This is a genomic window from Achromobacter pulmonis, assembly GCF_021733725.1.
In the GTDB taxonomy this organism is placed as follows: Bacteria; Pseudomonadota; Gammaproteobacteria; order Burkholderiales; family Burkholderiaceae_B; genus Achromobacter; species Achromobacter pulmonis.
In genome coordinates this window covers 1,891,915-1,908,886 of sequence record NZ_JAIFOT010000001.1, presented here as the reverse complement: position 1 = coordinate 1,908,886, position 16,972 = coordinate 1,891,915, and the positions used below count along the sequence as shown (strand labels likewise).

The window sequence follows — 16,972 nt, the reverse complement described above, 5'->3', positions numbered from 1 at the left end:
GGCCGGCGCCGCCGGCCGCCACGCCACCGCCTGGAGTGGCCATGTACCTGGAATTGCGCGGAATCCGCAAGACCTTCGACGGCGCGGTGGCGCTGGAAGGCATCGACCTGTCCGTCGGCGAGCACGAATTCGTCTGCCTGCTGGGGCCCAGCGGCTGCGGCAAGACGACCCTGCTGCGCATCGTCGCCGGGCTGCTGCCCTTCGACAGCGGTACCCTCACGCTGGGCGGACGCGACCTGTCGGCGCTGCCCGCGCGCAAACGCGGCTTCGGCATCGTGTTCCAGTCGTATTCGCTGTTCCCCAACATGACCGTCGCCCAGAACGTGGGCTACGGCCTGCGCATCCGCGGCGAAGGCCGCGAGCGCATCGACGCGCGCGTGCGCGAATTGCTGGCGCTGATCAAGCTGCCGGATTATGCACAGCGTTATCCCCATCAGTTGTCCGGCGGCCAGCAGCAACGCGTGGCGCTGGCGCGCGCACTGGCGGTGGATCCCGCGCTGATCCTGCTGGACGAGCCGCTGTCGGCGCTGGATGCGCGCGTGCGCACCGACATGCGCGCCGAGATCCACGAGGTGCAGCGTCGCCTGCAGATCCCCACCATCATGGTGACGCACGACCAGGAGGAGGCGCTGACGCTGGCCGACAAGATCGTCTGCATGAACGATGGCCGCGTCGAACAGGTGGGATCGCCGTCTGACCTGTACCTGCGGCCGCGCACGCGTTTTGTCGCCAACTTCGTCGGCTTGAGCAACCTGTTGCCGACCGACTGGGTGCGCGAGGCCATGCCAGCGCTGCTGGCGACCCGGCCGGATGGCGCCAGCGAGCGTTTCGAGGCGTGTCTGCGGCCGGAGAGCCTGCGCATCGCCGCCGATGAACGCGGACCGGGGCGCGTGCGCGAGATGACTTTCATGGGCAACCTGACACGCGTGCGGGTGGACTGGCGGGGCCGCGAATTGCTGGTCGAACAGCAAGGCGCGGCGGGCCTGTCGCGGGGCACGCCGGTGCGCCTGGACATGGCGCCGGAACAATGCGCCTGGGTTCATGTATGAACGTATCCGCCACGCCGATTCGCGCGGGAGCCCGGACATGAATACCGCTCGTATCGACGCCACCGCTTCGTCCCGCGCCAGCCGCGCGCCCGCATCGCTGGATCGGCTGTTGCTGTGGGCCTGCGTCGGCATCCCGATGACGGGCCTGGCGCTGTTTTTCCTGTATCCGTTGGCCACGGTAGGCTGGCGCAGCCTGGTGGAAAAGGACGGCGGCATCGGCCTGGGCAATTACACCGAGGTGTTCGCCACGCGCGGCATCCTGACCGCCACCGCCAACAGCCTGACGATGAGCGCGGCCACCACCGCCGTCAGCCTGCTGCTGGGTTTTGCCATTGCCTTCGGCTTGGACCGCAGCCGCATGCGCGGCAAGGCTTTCGTCAAACTGGCGCTGGTGCTGCCGCTGCTGGCGCCGTCGCTGGTGCAAGGGCTTGGACTGATCTTCATTCTCGGCCGCAATGGCCTGGTGCACCGCTGGACCGGTTGGGAGATCGACATCTACGGCTTCTGGGGATTGCTGATCTCGAACGTGTTCTATGCCCTGCCCCAGGCCGTGCTGATTCTGCAGGCGGCGCTGCGCAACACCGACGCGCGCTATTACGATGCGGCCGAGGTGATGGGCGCGTCGAGCCTGCGGCAGTTCTTCGACATCACGCTGCCAAACTGCAGGTTCGGTCTGTTGAGCGCGGCCTTCGTGGTGTTCGTCATCACCATCACCGACTTCGGCAATGCCGCGGTGATCGGCGGCAACTACCGCGTGCTGGCCACCGAGATCTACAGCCAGGTGTCGGGCCAGATGAATTTCGGCATGGGCTCGGTGGTCGGCATCCTGCTGCTGCTGCCGTCGCTGATCTCGGTGCAGATCGAGCGCGTGGCCTCGCAGCGCCAGTTCGGCGCCGCCTCGCCCAGCGGCCTGCGGGTGACGCCGCAATCGGCGCGCGGGCGCGACCTCGCGTTCACGCTGGGAGTGTCGCTGTGCGCGGGCGCCATCGTGGCGACGGTGGCCACGGTGGTGTTCGCCAGCTTCATGCGGCTATGGCCGTACCGTATGGAGTGGACCCTGAAGCACTACGACATCACGGTCAGCGGCGGTTATGCGCCACTGTGGACATCGCTGTACCTATCGCTGGCGGCCGCGGCCGGTGGCGTGCTGTTGCTGTTCTTCCTGACCTTCGGGGTGTGCCGCATTCCACGTGCCTGGGCCAAACTGGTCTACCTGGTATCGGTGCTGCCCGTGGGCGTGCCGGGACTGGTGCTGGGGCTGTCCTATATCTTCGCCTTCAACTCCCCTTCCACGCCGCTCTACGCGCTGTATGGCAGCGCCGCGCTGATCGCGCTTTGCAACTTCTACCACTATCACACGCAGGGTTTCCTGACGATGATGACCGGCATGCGCGCGGTGCCGCAGGCCCTGGAGGAAGCGGTGAGCTGCCTGGGCGGGGGCACCGCGCACGTGCTGCGCGACGCGGTGTTGCCGCAAATAGGCGCGACGGTGCTGGGCGTGTTCTTCTTCCTGTTCATGCGTTCCATGGTGACGCTGTCGGCGGTGATATTCCTGGTGACGCCGTCAATCAGCGTGGCGCCCGTTTCCGTACTGCGGCTGGACGAAGCCGGCTTCGTCTCGCAGGCCGCGGCCTATTCGACGCTTATCATGCTGGTCGTAGGTGGTTCGCTGCTGGCGATGCGCGCATTGATCGCGCTGCCGGCGCGGCGCCCCAAATAAGATTAGGAAGCATCCGATATGTGGCAAGAAGAGCGGTATCAGAGAATCCGCGCCCTGCTGTCTTCGCTGCAGCAGGTATCGACCGACCGTATCGTCGGTGAACTGGGCGTATCGCGGGAGACGGTCCGGCGCGATCTGCTGGAACTGGAGGCCATGGGCGAGTTGCGCCGCGTGCATGGCGGCGCCGTGCCGGTGCATAGCGAGCCGCCGATCACCGAACGCGTGCACACCCGCGTCAAGTACAAGCGCGCCATCGCGCGCGCCGCCGCCGGGTTGGTGGCCAGCGGCCAGACGCTGTTCCTGGACGCGGGCAGCACCACCAGCACACTGGCCGATGAGCTGGCCAAGCTGAGCGGACTGACCATCATCACCAATTCATTCGATGTGGCGCTCAAGGTGGGCGCCGCCGGCCATGGCGCCAACGAACTGATCATGCTGGGAGGCTCGGTGGGCGGCCCGGTCTGCGCCACCGCCGGCGACATCACCATCGCCGAGATCCACCGCTACCGCGCCGACGTCGCGCTGCTGTCGCCGGTGGGCGTGGACGCAGAATGCGGCGCCACCAGCTACGACCTGCGCGAGGCCGAAGTGGCCCGCGCCATGGCGGCCAACGCCAAGCAGCGCATCCTGCTGGCCGACTTCAGCAAGATCGGCCTGTGCAGCCGGGTGTCGTATTGCGAGGTCAATCGCATCGACCACCTCATCACCAACACCCAGGCACAGAAGCAGCCTGCGTTCGCGGCCCTGGCGGCCGCGGTCGGCAAGCTGCTGGTGGTATAGCGGCGCGTCAGTCGACCGACACCCCCGCCACCTTCACCATGTCGGCCCAGTACGCGGTGTCCTGCTGCAACCGCTTGCCGAACGCGTCGGGCGCACTGCCCACGGGCTGGCTGCCGCCAGCCCGGATTTTGGCGATCACATTGGGCGACTTCATCGCCTGCGCCACGGCCTGCGCCAGGTAGGCAACGCGCTCGGGCGGCGTCCCCGCCGGCGCGAACAGGCCGTACCAGTCGTCGGCCGTGATGCCATCCATGCCGGCCTGGCCAAGCGTGGGCGCGCCCTTGAAGATGCCGATGCCGTTCTCGTGGCTGAGCGCCAGGATGCGCAGCTTGCCGGCCGTGACCATCGGCTCGGCCGAGGCCGGCGAAGTGATCAGCATGTCGACGGTGCCGCCCATCAGGTCGGTGATGGCGGGCGCGGCGCCGCGATACGGCACGTGCACCAGCTTGACGTTGGCCTTCTGCGACAGCAGCGCCCCCATCAAGTGGCTCATCGTGCCGTTGCCGGGCGTGGCGTAGGTGATGACGTCCGGCTGCTTGCGCGCCGCGTCCAGGTAGTCGCCCAGCGACTTGTAGGCGCTTTCGCTGCGCGCCACCAGCACCAGCGGCGCCGAGGTGATCTGCGAGATCGGCACGAAGTCCTTGAGCGGATCGAAACCGACGTTCTTGTACAGGCGCGGGTTGACCGCCATGACGCTGGTCTGCGACATCACCAGCGTATAACCGTCAGGCTTGGCGCGCGAGACCTGTGACGTGCCAACGTTGCCGCCGGCGCCGGAGCGGTTTTCCACCACCACGCTCTGGCCGGTGATGACGCCGAGTTCCTGCGCGATCAGGCGTGCCACGCCATCGTTGCCGCCGCCGGGCGGGAATGGCGACACCACGGTAATGGCCTGCCTGGGATAGTCGGCCAGGGGCGCGAGCGTCTGGGCATGGGCATTGAGTCCCCACGCCAGGCAGGCCAGGGCGGCGGCGGTCTTGCATGCATGTTGCACGATGTACTTGTTCATCGGTATTTCCCCTTGTGGTTGGCGGCCGGATGCTCGGCCGTCCATTGCATTCCGGTTCGCCATGAACCGTCCGCGCCCCGCCGGCAAAGCGCCGGGGCGTGCTGATCGGATGAAGCGTTTCACCCGGCCGCCGTGGCGGCCGAGCTGCGATGGTTATCCTGCCGGGAAGCGATAGGCGGCGCGCTCGCGCGCGTCGATCTGCCTGACCAGATTGGTTTCCCAAGCCAGGTACTGACGCGCGGCGGCCTTATTGCCGTCGTGGCGGTCATGCACGAAAAACAGGTAGTCGATGCAATCCCGGTCGGCCGGTTCGTCGGGCGTCGCAACCAGGGGGATGCCGGCGGCCGACCAGCTGGCCGGCGTGCCCAGGTTTACCGCCACATCGTGCGCACCGAGCGCGCGCAGATCGGCCACGGCCCAGGCGGCCACGGCGCGTTCGTCGGCCAGCAGCACCAGCGGCTGCGACGGCTCCAGCGCCAGGCCGGCAAAGCGCGGCCGGATCGACCATTGCGCCCCCGCGATATGCTGGGCGCGATAACGCATGCTGGAACGGATATCGATCAGCCGCGCGCCCCGCGCCTGCGCCGCGGCCAGAGCGCGATCATCCAGCAGCCGCAGGGCGGGCTCGACCGGCGGCGCGACCGGTGCTGGAAGGTCTGCGGCCAGGCCTTCCTTGAGCACACATGCGTCCCAGCCCATCTGGCACAGCCAGCTGGCCACCACCGGCGCGCGCACGCCTTCGCCATCGAACACCACGATGCGGGCGCCGCGCACGGCCAGGTACTGGTCGGTGGCCTGGATCAACTGGCCACCCGGGGCATGCTGCGCGCCGGGCAGCGAGCCTTGCGCGTATTCCTCGGCGCTGCGCACATCGCACAGAAAGGTGCTGCGGGCCGTGTCGCCCAGCCAGGCCCGCACCTGGGCCGCGTCCACGATCGGCACGCCGTGGCGTTCGGCCAGGCCGGCCGAGCGTTGCGCCAGCGCGGGCAGGTCTTGCGGCGCGATGGCCTCGTCGTAGCGGCGGCTGGCGCCGTGGTCGAGCATGAAGTCCGCCAGATACCAGCCCTGAGTGCCGTTTTCCAGCGCATAGACCGGATTGGGCACACCCAGGTTGATCAGCGTCTGCGCGCCAATGATGCTGCGCGTGCGGCCAGCACAATTGACCACGATGGTGGTGCTCGGGTCGCGCGCCAGGGTGTGGGCGCGCAGCGCCAGTTCGCCGTTGGGGCAGCAGATGCCGCCGGGGATGCTCATCTTCTGGTATTCAGCGTAGGGCCGGCCGTCGAGCACGATCAGGTTGTCGCCGCGGCGCTGGCGCTCGGCCAGTTCGGCCGCGCTGATGCGCGGCGTATGGAAGACCTCTTCAGCCAGTTCGCCAAAAGTCTTGCTGGGTACGTTGACGCCGGCGAACGTGGCATAGCCATCGCGCTGCCATTGCGCGATGCCCCCGGCCAGGCGATAGACACGGGTATAGCCCAGCGCGCGCAAAGCCGAGGCCGCGCGCAGGGCGACGTCATCCTCGGCGCCGGCGTCATACACCACCAGGCGCACATCGCGGCGCGGCGCCAGCCGCGCGATGTCGGCTTCCAGGCGGCTGAAGGGCACCGGCGCCGCATAGAACAGGTGGGACTCGCCATACTGGCCATGCTCGCGCACGTCCAGCAACGCGATCTCGTCGCCATCGTGCAACCAGCCTTTGAGCGTGTGCGAGTCGATGTCGGCCAGCGTCGGGTGGGAAGGGGAATGCATCATCAAATCCGCAGGGAATCGGGAGAATGGGAATTCAAGGCTGGCCGCAGTTGGTCCAATGCCTGTTCGAGATCGGCAATCAGGTCGTCCGGATCTTCAAGCCCGATATGCAGGCGCAGCATGGCGCCATGCGGGGCGACAGGCAGGGACCGGGCCTTGGCCAGATTGACGGGAATCACGAGGCTCTCGAAACCGCCCCAGGAGGCGCCGATGCCAAACAGGCGCAGGGCATCGATAACGCGCTCCATGTCTGCGTCGGCGATGCCCGCGGCGAACTCCAGCGTCAACAGGCCATTGGCGCCTGAACATTCGCGCCGCCAGACCGTATGCGCGGGGTCGCCGGGCAAGGCCGGGTACAGCACGCGCGCCACCTGCGCCCTGCCCTGCAGCCATTGCGCCACGCGCAAGGCGCTGCGGGCATGCTGCGCCAGGCGCAGCGGCAGCGATCGCATGCCGCGCAGCACCAGGAACGCATCGTCGGCGCCGACGGTCTGGCCGAAATCGATACTGGCCCGTTCCAGCGCGCGCCATGCCCGGACATTGGTCACGACCGCGCCCATCATCACGTCGGCATGTCCACCCAGGTATTTGGTGGCCGCCAGAATCGAGATATCCGCGCCCAGCGCCAGCGGCTGGCACAGCAAGCCGGACGCCCAGGTATTGTCCACAGCCAGCCAGCACCCATGGCGCCGCGCCAGATCGGCCATCTGTCGCAAGCCGGGCATCTCGTAAGTGAGCGAGCCGGGCGACTCGGCATAGATCATGCGTGTGTTGGGACGCAGCAACTGCGCCAGGCCGGCGCCATCCGGCGGGTAGAAGGTGACCTCGATGCCCAGCCGCGCCAGGTGCTCGGCGCAGAAGCGCCGCACCGGTTCATATACCGCGTCGGTCACCAGCACATGATCGCCGCTGCGCAGATAGGCCAGCAGCACGGTGGCGATGGCGGCCTGTCCGGTCGGGTACAACTGGGCGCGATGGCCCTGCTCCAGCTCGACCAGCGCGTCTTCCAGCGCGTGCGTGCTGTCGGTGCCGCGCGCGCCATATGACGCCAGGCGTTCCTGTTCGCGGCGGGCGCGGGTATCACGCCAGGCCGCGACGCTGTCGAACACATAAGTGCTGGCGCGCGTGACCGGGGTATTGACCCAGCCGGCGTGGGGACGCCCGGCGCGCAGCAAGCGCGTCGCGGGCCGCAGGGGCTTGTTCATGGCGGTCAGCGGCGGGTCTGCACGCCGATCGGCATGACTTTGCAGGTACCGGCGGCCAGGTCGAAGGCCAGCCGTTCGTTCAGCGTTTCAAGGGCGCGGCCATACATGTGCAGGTGACGGATCACGCTGTCGCCCTGGATCTCGACCGCGTGGATATCGTCGGGCATGAGCGCAATGCCGGCGCCCGGCCCGACCACCACGGTGCCGCGTTGCTTCAGGTGACCGACGCCGGGCACCGAGCCATCGTCGGTGCGATCGTAGACGTAGTTGTATTCGACCCCTTCGACGGCCGCGATACAGGCCCAGGTGGTGTGGTTGTGCGGCACGATCTGCTTGCCGGGCCGCATCACGTTCAGGTAGAGCGCGTAACTTTTGTCGGCGTCCTCGCTGATCAGGTAGCGCGCTTGGCGCTCGCCGTCTTCCGGTGCCGGGTAGCGGTCCTGGGCCCACCAGTCGGTGTGGCCCGCCAGACCGATGAGTTCGTCCAGCACCACCTTCAGGCTGTCGCGGTTCAGCCCCTTATTTCCTAAAGTATTTTTAATATTTCCGACGGCGCTGTCGATGCCGAGCTGATGGGGATGCGGGGTGCTCACGATGACTTTCTCTTGTTTCACGAGTTATTACAGTCACTGTATCGCCGAGCGTCGGCGCCAACAATTTAAATTGCCTTAATATTCCATAAGCATCTCTAATGTATTTAGGCGATATCCCCGTTCCTCATGCGTAATCTCGATCTGGACCTGCTGCGTACGTTGACCGCGATCGCGCGCTACGAGACCTTTTCCGAAGCCGCCAACCGGCTGCACAAGACCCAGTCGGCCGTGACCCAGCAGATGCAGCGCCTGGAGGCGACCCTTGGCCTGCCCCTGTTCGAAAAGCAAGGCCGCAACAAGACCCTGTCCACCCATGGCAGGCGCCTGGTGGAATATGCGCGCCACATGCTGGCCATCAATGACGAAGCCCTGCGCGCGCTGCAGGACGGCCCGCTGGAGGGCGACCTGCGGCTGGGCGCGCCGCTCGACGTGGCCGACACCATCCTGCCGACGCTGCTGACCCATATCGCGCGCTCGGCGCCGCGCGTGAAACTGGAGATCCGCACCGACCGCAGCCCTATCCTGATGGACGCGCTGCGCGCGGGCGAGCTGGACCTGACGATCTCGACGCGCTTCGACCAGGATTTCGAAGGCGTGGCGTTGCGCACCTCGCCCACGGTGTGGCTGGCCTCGGCCGACTATGTGCATGACATGAATGCGCCGGTGCCACTGGTGCTGGCCGACGAGCCCAGCATCTTCCGCCGCCTGGCGTTGACTGCGCTGGAACAGGCGCAGGTGCGGTGGCACACCAACTACGTCGCGCCCAACCTGGTGGGCATCAAGGCCGCGCTGCGGGCGGGCCTGGGCGTGACGGCGCGCAGCGTGGAACTGCTGGCGCCGGAAATGCGGGTGCTGGGAGAAAAGGAAGGCCTGCCGCCGCTGCCGGACGTGACCTACTTTCTGTGGATAAGACGTGACCTGATCAATCCACTGACGCGACAGGTCTACGATATGCTGCGCACCAGCCTGGGGCTGGCGCACGGCGCTGACGCATCGCCCGATCCGTAAGGGCGACGGGCACGCAAGGCATGCCCGCGAATGCCGCGGATCGCCTCAATAGCGATCGAAGCAGCGCTGCAGGACCGTAGTGTCACGCGTTATGCACAGCGCCAGCATCAACAGGATGCGGGCCTTCTGCGGATTCAGGTCAGCAGCGGCGACAAAGCCGAGCGCGGCGTCGTCGAGTTCGACGTCACGCGCGACAAAACCGCTGCCGGTACGGCTGGAACGCACCACCGCGACGCCATTGGCCGCGGCCCGCGTCAAGCCGTCGATGGCCAGATCGGTGGCGTTGCCATCGCCCACCCCGGCCAGCACGATGCCTTCGGCCTGGCTCGCGATGAAGTCAATGACGTCGCCCTGGAGATCGGCGTGCGCATAGACGATATCCACGCGCGGCCAGCCGGCTTTTTCCAGCAATGCGAGTGAAAACTCGCTTTGTGTCGTGTGGACCGTGGTGTTGCGCGAATAGAAACATGGCGTGCCGCCGTGCATCACACCGGCGCGCCCCCGGTTGGGCGAGGCGAAGGCATTGATGCCGGCGCAGGCGATCTTCTGGATTTCGCGCGCGTAATGCACGTCTTCGTTCATGACGACCAGCGGGCCACGCCCGCGCGCGTCGGGATGGCGCGCCAGCGCCACCGCGTTGTACAGGTTGGCGGGGCCTTCGGCGCCGAGCGCCGTGGCCGGCCGCATCGCGCCCACCAGCACCACGGGTTTGTCATGGCGGACCACCAGACTGAGGAAGTACGCGGTTTCCTCAAGCGTGTCGGTGCCGTGCGTGATGACGATGCCGGCAACGGAATGATCCGCGCACAAGGCCTCGACCCGCTGCGCCAGCGCGCGCCAGACGCCGTGCGTCATGTTCTGGCTGCCAACGTTGGCGACCTGTTCGGCACGGATATCGGCCAGGCCCGCCAATTGCGGCACCGCGGCCAGCAGGTCGCCCACCGAGAACGAACCAGCCTTGTAGCCGGCGGACGTGGCGTCAGCCTGGGCGCCGGCGATGGTGCCGCCCGTGGCCAGCACCGCGATGACGGGCAACGCCTGCTCAGGCATCGACCACCCCGGACAGGCCCTGGCGTTCGAGCAGCGAGTTCAGATGTTCCCAGCCATGGAAATCAATCACGATCTGGCCCTTTTCCTTGGCGCCGACCTTGAGCGCCACGCGCGTGCCGAGATGATCGGACAGGGCCTCTTCCAGGCGCGTCAGGTCGCGCGAAACGCCGTTGGCCTTCTTCTTGGGCGAGGCCGCGCTCTCGGCTTCCTTGGCGGTCTTGGCGACCAGCTTTTCGGCTTCGCGCACCGACAGGCGGCGCGCGATGATCTGGTTGGCCAGCTGGATCTGCGTCGCGGCATCCACCGCCAGCAACGCGCGCGCATGGCCCATGTCGACGTCGCCGGCCAGCAGCATGGTCTGCACGGCGGACGCCAGGTTCAACAGGCGCAGCAGGTTGCTGGTGGCCGAACGCGAACGGCCGATGGCCTGGGCGGCCTGCTCGTGGGTCAGGCCAAATTCGTCCAGCAGGCGGCGCACGCCATGCGCCTCTTCCAGCGGGTTCAGGTCTTCGCGCTGGATGTTCTCGATCAGCGCCATGACGGCCGCGTTCTCGTCGGCGACTTCGCGCACCAGCACCGGCACTTCCTTCAGACCGGCCAGTTGCGCGGCGCGGAAACGGCGCTCGCCCGCGATGATCTCGTAATGGCCGGGCGCATCGCCCAGCGCGCGCACCAGAATGGGCTGCATGATGCCTTGTGTGCGAATCGACTCGGCCAGCTCGCCCAACGCGCCCTCGTCCATGCGGGTACGCGGCTGGTACTTGCCGGCTCGCATCTTCGAAACAGGCAAGGTGGACGGCAAACCCTCGGGCTTGGCCGGGGCCTTGCCGATGTTGTCGATGGCGGGCGCATCGGCGCCCAGCAAGGCGTCAAGTCCGCGACCCAATCCCTTGGGTTTCTTGGTGGCCATAGTTAAATCCTCTTTCCTTCTGTTTTTGGTATCCCGAACCGGGCTCAGGCGGCCGCCTGCTCGGCGGGCAGGCGGTACCAATACGCGTAACAGTCTTTGAATCCGTAGCGGTCATACAAAGCGCGCGCGGCGGTGTTTTGTGGCTCCACCTGCAGATAGGCCGTGGTGGCGCCGTTTTCGGCGCACTCGGCCAACAGGTGCTCGACCAGCCCCGCCGCGTGACCCTTGCGCCGCTGCGCCGGGTCCGTCACCACATCGAACAGGCCCGCCAGGTCACCATCGCGCACGGCCATGCCACCGGCCACGCAGGCGCCCGCGGCATCGAAAGCCAACACCGGCAGGATATCCACCGCCAAGCCTTCGAGCCGCGCCTGGTGCTCGGCCACATGCTCGGCACGGGCGGCGCGCATGCGTCCGACCGCCGCCGCGAAACGGGCAGGGTCCACTGTCCTGAAAAGCAGATCGCCCCGGGCGGGCGGCCGGGGGGCGAGCGGCATGCTCATGACTCGGGTCTCTTCGGTAAGGAGGTAGCCCCGGGAGGCCAGCTCGGCGTCCAGGGCGAAATCAGGGCCGATGGAGGTCAGGCGCAGCACCATGGGCAAGCCATGGCGCGCGTACAACGTTGAACAATACGCCAGCCGCTCATCCAGCGGACGTGTGGATAACCCCAGCACGTTGATGCTGCGCACCCGCTTGGCCGACGATGGCGCGAACCGCACCAGCCAGCCGTCGTACAGCACCTGCGCGCGCACCGCCGTGGCGTTGAGCGCGGCCTCTTCCAGGCGCGCGCGCAGCGTGTCCCGCAGGTCGCGGCGCGGCGGGTGGGAACGGACGGCGTCCGGAGGAAGAGGCATGACAGCGGACATGCGGAGTGTCAGTTGAGTTCGCGCACGCGTTCGATCATTTCGGCGCCGAACGAGATGTACGCCTGCGCGCCGCGCGAGGCGCGGTCGTAGATCACGCCCGGCATGCCGTAGCTGGGTGCTTCGGCCAGGCGCACGTTGCGCGGCACCACGGTCTTGAAGACCTTGTCGCCAAAGTGCGATTCGAGCTGCGCCGACACCTGCTGCTGCAGGGTCATGCGCGGATCGAACATCACGCGCAGCAAGCCGATGACGCGCAGGTCGTCGTTGATATTGCGATGCACCCGCTTGATGGTGTTGACCAGGTCGGACAGGCCTTCGAGCGCGAAGTACTCGCACTGCATGGGAATGATGACGCCATGCGCCGCGGCCAGGCCGTTCAGCGTCAGCAGCGAGAGCGTGGGCGGACAATCGATCAGCACGAAGTCATACTGCGTGGCGACGGTATCGATGGCGGCCTTGAGCTGGCGCTCGCGCTGGTCCATCTGCACCAGGTCGATTTCCGCGCCGGACAGTTCGCGGTTGGCGGGCAGCACGTCGTAGCCCCCCGACTCCGAACGCACGCGGGCCTGCTCGATGGTGGCTTCGCCGATCAGCACCTGGTACAGGTTCGACTCGAGGGAATTCTTGTCGATGCCGCTGCCCATGGTCGCATTGCCCTGCGGATCCAGGTCCACCAGCAGCACGCGTTGCTTGTGCGTGGCCAGCCCGGCCGCCAGGTTGATGGCGGTGGTCGTCTTGCCGACACCGCCCTTCTGGTTGGCGATGCAGAAAACGCGGGCGGTCGAGCTGGGGGGTAAGTTCTTCATAGGGTTCCTTGACTACGGCGCATCCAGATCAGGCAGCGTTCGGCTTGCAGCTCCGGCACCTGGAGCGGCTGAATATGGTCGACCTGCCATTGCCCATGCGCGTGCAGCGCCTGGATCTCTTCATCCGGGACCTTGCCCTTCATGGCGATGAGGGTACCATCGTTGCCCACATGTCGGCCCGCGAGCATCGCAAAATCCTCCAAGGAAGCGAAGGCACGCGACGTCACAATGTTGCAACCGGCCGGTTCCAGCGTCTCGATGCGCGCGTGACGCGCCTGGAGATTGGGCAGCGCCAGGACGCCGCTCATCTGCCGGACGAAGGCGGTTTTCTTTTCCACGGCGTCCACGCAGGTCACCGACCACTCAGGCCGCATGATGGCCAGGACCACGCCAGGCAGGCCGCCACCGGAGCCGACGTCGTATACCTTGGCGGGCGTGCCGGGCGCGCCCAGCGCTGCGCTGAACGGCCCCACCGCGGCCAGGCTGTCGAACAGGTGCTGCACCAGCATCTGTTGCGGGTCACGGATCGCGGTCAGGTTGTAGGTGCGATTCCAGCGCTGCATCTGCGCCAGGTAGTCGAGCAGCTTGGCCGTGGCCGCGGCGTCGGCCTGCAAGCCCAGTTGCTCGAAGGCATGGGCGAGGCGGCCGGCCATGTCCGCGCCGGCCGGGTTGGCATGGGCGCTCATGCGGCTTGCTTGCGCGAGCCGTAATGCAGGCGCTTCAGGTGGATGAGCAATAGCGAGATCGCCGCCGGCGTCACGCCGGAGATACGCCCGGCCTGGCCGATGGTCTCGGGCCGGTGCGTCTTGAGTTTCTGGCGCACTTCGAACGACAGGCTCGTCACGGCGTCGTAATCGACGTCATCCGGAATTCGCTGTTGCTCGTGCGCGATCTGTTTCTGGACCTCGTCCTGCTGGCGGGCGATATAGCCCGCGTATTTCACCTGGATTTCGACCTGCTCGGCCAACACCTCGTCGGCCGCCACCCCCGGGCCGGCCAGCAGCGTGCCGTCGGTGTTGCGGGCGGCCATCAGCGCTTCATAGGAAACATTGGGCCGTTTCAGCAGATCTGCTAGTGAGTACTCACGTTCAATTGCCTTGCCCAGCAGAGGCTCGGCCACTTCCTGCGGCAGCACGCGCGGATTGACCCAGGAGGACTTGAGCCGTTCGACTTCGGCGGCCACCGCGTCCCGCTTGCGGTTGAAGGCATCCCAACGGATATCGTCGACGATGCCCAGCTGGCGGCCGATCTCGGTCAGGCGCAGATCGGCATTGTCCTCGCGCAGGCTCAGACGATATTCGGCGCGCGAGGTGAACATGCGGTACGGCTCGGTCACGCCGCGCGTAACCAGGTCATCGACCAGAACGCCCAGGTAGGCTTCATCGCGCCGCGGCGTCCACTGTTCGCGATCCAGCGCCGACAAGGCGGCATTGACCCCGGCCAGCAGACCCTGCGCGGCGGCTTCTTCGTAGCCGGTGGTGCCATTGATCTGGCCGGCGAAATACAGGCCGGCTATTGCCTTGGTTTCCAGCGTGCTCTTCAATCCACGTGGATCGAAGTAGTCATATTCGATGGCGTAGCCAGGGCGCAGGATATGGGCGTTTTCCAGGCCGGGCAAGGAATGGATCAACGCCAGCTGCACATCGAATGGCAGGCTGGTGGAGACGCCGTTGGGATAGACCTCGTGCGTGTCCAACCCTTCCGGCTCCAGGAAGACCTGGTGTGATTCCTTGTCGGCGAAACGATGGATCTTGTCCTCGATCGACGGGCAGTAGCGCGGGCCCACGCCCTCGATGACGCCGCTGTACATGGGCGAACGATCCAGGCCGCCGCGGATGATGTCGTGGGTGCGCGTGTTGGTATGCGTGATCCAGCACGGCAACTGGCGGGGGTGCATTGCCACGTTGCCCAGGTACGAGAACACCGGGATCGGATTCAGGTCACCCGGTTGTTCTTCGAGGATGCTGTAGTTGATACTGCGGCCGTCGATGCGCGGCGGTGTTCCGGTCTTCAGGCGTCCCTGCGGCAATTGCAATTCTTTCAGGCGCTGGCCGAGGGAAATGGCAGGCGGGTCACCGGCGCGGCCGCCGGAGTAGTTCTGCAGCCCCACGTGGATCAGGCCATTCAAAAAGGTGCCCGCGGTCAGGACCACGGTCTTGGCCCTGAACTTCAGACCAACCTGGGTCACGGCGCCGACCACACGATCGCCCTCCACCATCAGGTCTTCCACCGCCTGCTGGAACAGCCACAGGTTGGGCTGATTCTCGAGCCGCCCGCGAATCGCCTTGCGGTACAGGACCCGGTCGGCCTGCGCCCGGGTTGCCCGGACGGCTGGCCCCTTGGAACTGTTCAGGATGCGGAACTGAATCCCTGCCTCGTCAGTGGCCAGGGCCATGGCGCCGCCAAGGGCGTCGACTTCTTTGACGAGATGCCCCTTGCCGATCCCGCCGATGGAGGGATTGCAGGACATTTGGCCTAGGGTTTCGATGTTGTGGGTCAGTAGCAGCGTCTGGGCGCCTGTGCGCGCCGCAGCCAGCGCCGCTTCGGTACCGGCGTGACCGCCTCCGACGACGATGACATCGAATTCGCGGGGATAATCCATGATGGGGAAGGTAAGAGAGCGTTCGGTGCTCATTATAGAGGCAGGGTCAGCATGTTTCACGTGAAACATGGGTCGGCCAGGAAAAGCGGCGTAAACATGTACGCCAGGCGTGCGGAATGACAACGCCAAGTCGGGCAATCGGGTGTTGAGTGCGGCAAGTTACGGTCAATCCCGCTAGCGTTAAGCAACAGACATCGCGGCGGCGGGAACCATGCCCTGAAGTTGCACCAGTTTTCCGAGTCAAACATGGTTCAAATATGTCGGCATCTGCCGGTGTCTTGCGGATGTTCCACGTGAAACAGCGGTGCTATCCCGCTACCCCTGAGGCTGTTTCACGTGAAACATCCGAGATATCAATCAGATCACCGTGTCCAAGACAGGTCATCAAAGGACCGCGAGTGCTTGCCGGACATAGAAACCCTGTCTTCGCCCTACCCCTTGATGGAGCGCTCGATGTTCCACGTGAAACATCAGCATCAAGAGTGATACCTCTACGGTTGAGCAACGGTGTCTGATCGAGGGCGAAACCCCGGGGCAGCAATGAACCAACTGCGATGTTTCACGTGGAACATACGAAGGGGCTATACCAACAGTTGTTTCCCTGTGCCAAAAAAATCGAGAGCAGGCCCATCTATCTATCAACTCGGCAGAAAGATAGTCGTGCCGGTACGGGCCAATGCCACTTGCCGGGCAGAATGAACGCGAACACGTACCTCTTAATACCCTGGTTGAAGGGCTCAGCAAATGGGGTGTTTCACGTGAAACACGTGGCACCGCCGAACCTGCCGGTACGGAGCAGAGCCCAAGTCCGAAGAGCGGACCAGGAGCCGCACCCTCATTCCAGGGCGATAGGCGTAGACACAACGACAAGACGTTTCACGTGAAACTGAGAAATAAAGCGATGTTTTGCACCCTACCCTACCCCTACCCCCAAAAAAGATCTTTTTCCTCATGAAGATCCCACCGAATATCCCCTTGGTGCGCGATCCCGAGACTTCAGCCATTCGAGCATTTCCTGGCGGGGCGATGACCCACAACCGTCACTCAGCTGAAACATCGGCCGTCTATGAAAAGAGCCGCGCGGGAATTCCGGGAATACGCACAGGCGCCGTCGCACCGCCAATAAGTATGGGGCAACCGCATCGGCCTCAATCAAGACCGTCTTGCTAGATCAACACGGTCGTGATTTCCGTGACCAAATTGTCCACATACCCTCGTGGCCAGAAATCTGGAATATGATTCGCACCCGTCGCGCAACCCTTACCCCGTGAAACCAAATTGCCGGCGACTTATCAACAGTGACATTCACATGCCCGTCGGCGCCAGTTTCACGTGGAACAACTTTGGGGATAACTTGCCTGCGCGAGGGAGAACGCACCGGGCCGTATGACGGTATCTGGCCTCGCAACGTGCTGTCGCGATAAATGCCCAGATCCAGGAAAACACACAAAAGCGCAACCCTGCCCAGGAGAAGCGTGCTCCGCCATGCCCGCGGGTGGTTCAACGCGGCGACCCGGATTGACGCTCCTGCGGCGGCCGCAACCCTTTGCGCAGCAGTGGACAAAAATGTGGATAAACCCGGACTATCGACCCGATAAGGAACTTCGGCGTGACGTTTCAGTCCA

The 16,972-nt window shown here is 65.6% G+C and carries 14 protein-coding genes; 4 read left to right on the top strand and 10 right to left on the bottom strand.

Annotation, left to right across the window (positions count from 1 at the left end; translation table 11 throughout):
* Positions 1-41 precede the first annotated feature (41 nt).
* From K2W61_RS08725 to K2W61_RS08715, 3 genes are read left to right on the top strand one after another with little or no spacing between them, the layout of a single operon-like run.
* Positions 42-1,049: an ABC transporter ATP-binding protein gene (locus K2W61_RS08725; RefSeq protein ID WP_175133230.1), complete on the top strand. Its 1,008-nt coding sequence runs from the start codon at positions 42-44 to the stop codon at positions 1,047-1,049.
* A 37-nt stretch (positions 1,050-1,086) separates the two neighbouring features.
* Positions 1,087-2,769, top strand: coding sequence for an ABC transporter permease subunit (locus K2W61_RS08720; protein WP_236755448.1), 1,683 nt, complete (start codon positions 1,087-1,089; stop codon positions 2,767-2,769).
* 18 nt (positions 2,770-2,787) lie between these two features.
* Positions 2,788-3,549 (top strand): DeoR/GlpR family DNA-binding transcription regulator, encoded by a 762-nt coding sequence (locus K2W61_RS08715; RefSeq protein ID WP_175133232.1) that lies wholly within the window; start codon positions 2,788-2,790, stop codon positions 3,547-3,549.
* A gap of 7 nt (positions 3,550-3,556) precedes the next feature.
* On the opposite strand, the gene K2W61_RS08710 is transcribed toward K2W61_RS08715, so the two are convergent.
* The 4 genes from K2W61_RS08710 to K2W61_RS08695 form a co-directional block, all read right to left on the bottom strand.
* Positions 3,557-4,558, bottom strand: coding sequence for a Bug family tripartite tricarboxylate transporter substrate binding protein (locus K2W61_RS08710; RefSeq protein ID WP_236755447.1), 1,002 nt, complete (start codon positions 4,556-4,558; stop codon positions 3,557-3,559).
* A 153-nt stretch (positions 4,559-4,711) separates the two neighbouring features.
* On the bottom strand, positions 4,712-6,307 hold the full coding sequence (locus K2W61_RS08705) for a rhodanese-like domain-containing protein (RefSeq protein ID WP_236755446.1): 1,596 nt from the start codon (positions 6,305-6,307) through the stop codon (positions 4,712-4,714).
* Positions 6,308-6,309: 2 nt separating this feature from the next.
* The gene (gene metC, locus K2W61_RS08700) at positions 6,310-7,512 is read right to left on the bottom strand and encodes a cystathionine beta-lyase (protein WP_175141060.1); all 1,203 of its coding nucleotides are present in this window, start codon (positions 7,510-7,512) and stop codon (positions 6,310-6,312) included.
* A gap of 5 nt (positions 7,513-7,517) precedes the next feature.
* A complete protein-coding gene (locus tag K2W61_RS08695; protein ID WP_336885388.1) occupies positions 7,518-8,105 on the bottom strand; it encodes a cysteine dioxygenase family protein in 588 nt (195 codons plus the stop codon).
* A gap of 126 nt (positions 8,106-8,231) precedes the next feature.
* Here K2W61_RS08695 and K2W61_RS08690 point away from each other — a divergent pair, with 126 nt between their 5' ends.
* Positions 8,232-9,113, top strand: coding sequence for a LysR substrate-binding domain-containing protein (locus K2W61_RS08690; protein WP_175133237.1), 882 nt, complete (start codon positions 8,232-8,234; stop codon positions 9,111-9,113).
* 45 nt (positions 9,114-9,158) lie between these two features.
* Here K2W61_RS08690 and K2W61_RS08685 read toward each other — a convergent pair whose 3' ends face one another.
* Genes K2W61_RS08685 through mnmG form a run of 6 tightly spaced genes read right to left on the bottom strand, consistent with a single transcriptional unit; the run spans position 9,159 to position 15,347 of the window.
* Positions 9,159-10,163 carry an asparaginase gene (locus tag K2W61_RS08685; protein ID WP_175133238.1) on the bottom strand — a complete coding sequence of 335 codons (1,005 nt, stop codon included), beginning with the start codon at positions 10,161-10,163 and terminating at the stop codon, positions 9,159-9,161.
* Positions 10,156-11,073 (bottom strand): ParB/RepB/Spo0J family partition protein, encoded by a 918-nt coding sequence (locus K2W61_RS08680; RefSeq protein WP_006389566.1) that lies wholly within the window; start codon positions 11,071-11,073, stop codon positions 10,156-10,158. The genes K2W61_RS08685 and K2W61_RS08680 overlap by 8 nt, the downstream gene beginning before the upstream one ends.
* 44 nt (positions 11,074-11,117) lie before the next feature.
* Positions 11,118-11,939: a GNAT family N-acetyltransferase gene (locus K2W61_RS08675; protein WP_175141062.1), complete on the bottom strand. Its 822-nt coding sequence runs from the start codon at positions 11,937-11,939 to the stop codon at positions 11,118-11,120.
* A gap of 8 nt (positions 11,940-11,947) precedes the next feature.
* Positions 11,948-12,745, bottom strand: a complete 798-nt coding sequence (locus K2W61_RS08670; protein ID WP_175133240.1) for a ParA family protein — start codon at positions 12,743-12,745, stop codon at positions 11,948-11,950.
* Positions 12,742-13,431, bottom strand: a complete 690-nt coding sequence (rsmG, locus tag K2W61_RS08665; RefSeq protein ID WP_175133241.1) for a 16S rRNA (guanine(527)-N(7))-methyltransferase RsmG — start codon at positions 13,429-13,431, stop codon at positions 12,742-12,744. The genes K2W61_RS08670 and rsmG overlap by 4 nt, the downstream gene beginning before the upstream one ends.
* Positions 13,428-15,347 (bottom strand): tRNA uridine-5-carboxymethylaminomethyl(34) synthesis enzyme MnmG, encoded by a 1,920-nt coding sequence (gene mnmG / locus K2W61_RS08660; RefSeq protein ID WP_175141080.1) that lies wholly within the window; start codon positions 15,345-15,347, stop codon positions 13,428-13,430. The genes rsmG and mnmG overlap by 4 nt, the downstream gene beginning before the upstream one ends.
* Between the last annotated feature and the right edge of the window lie 1,625 nt (positions 15,348-16,972).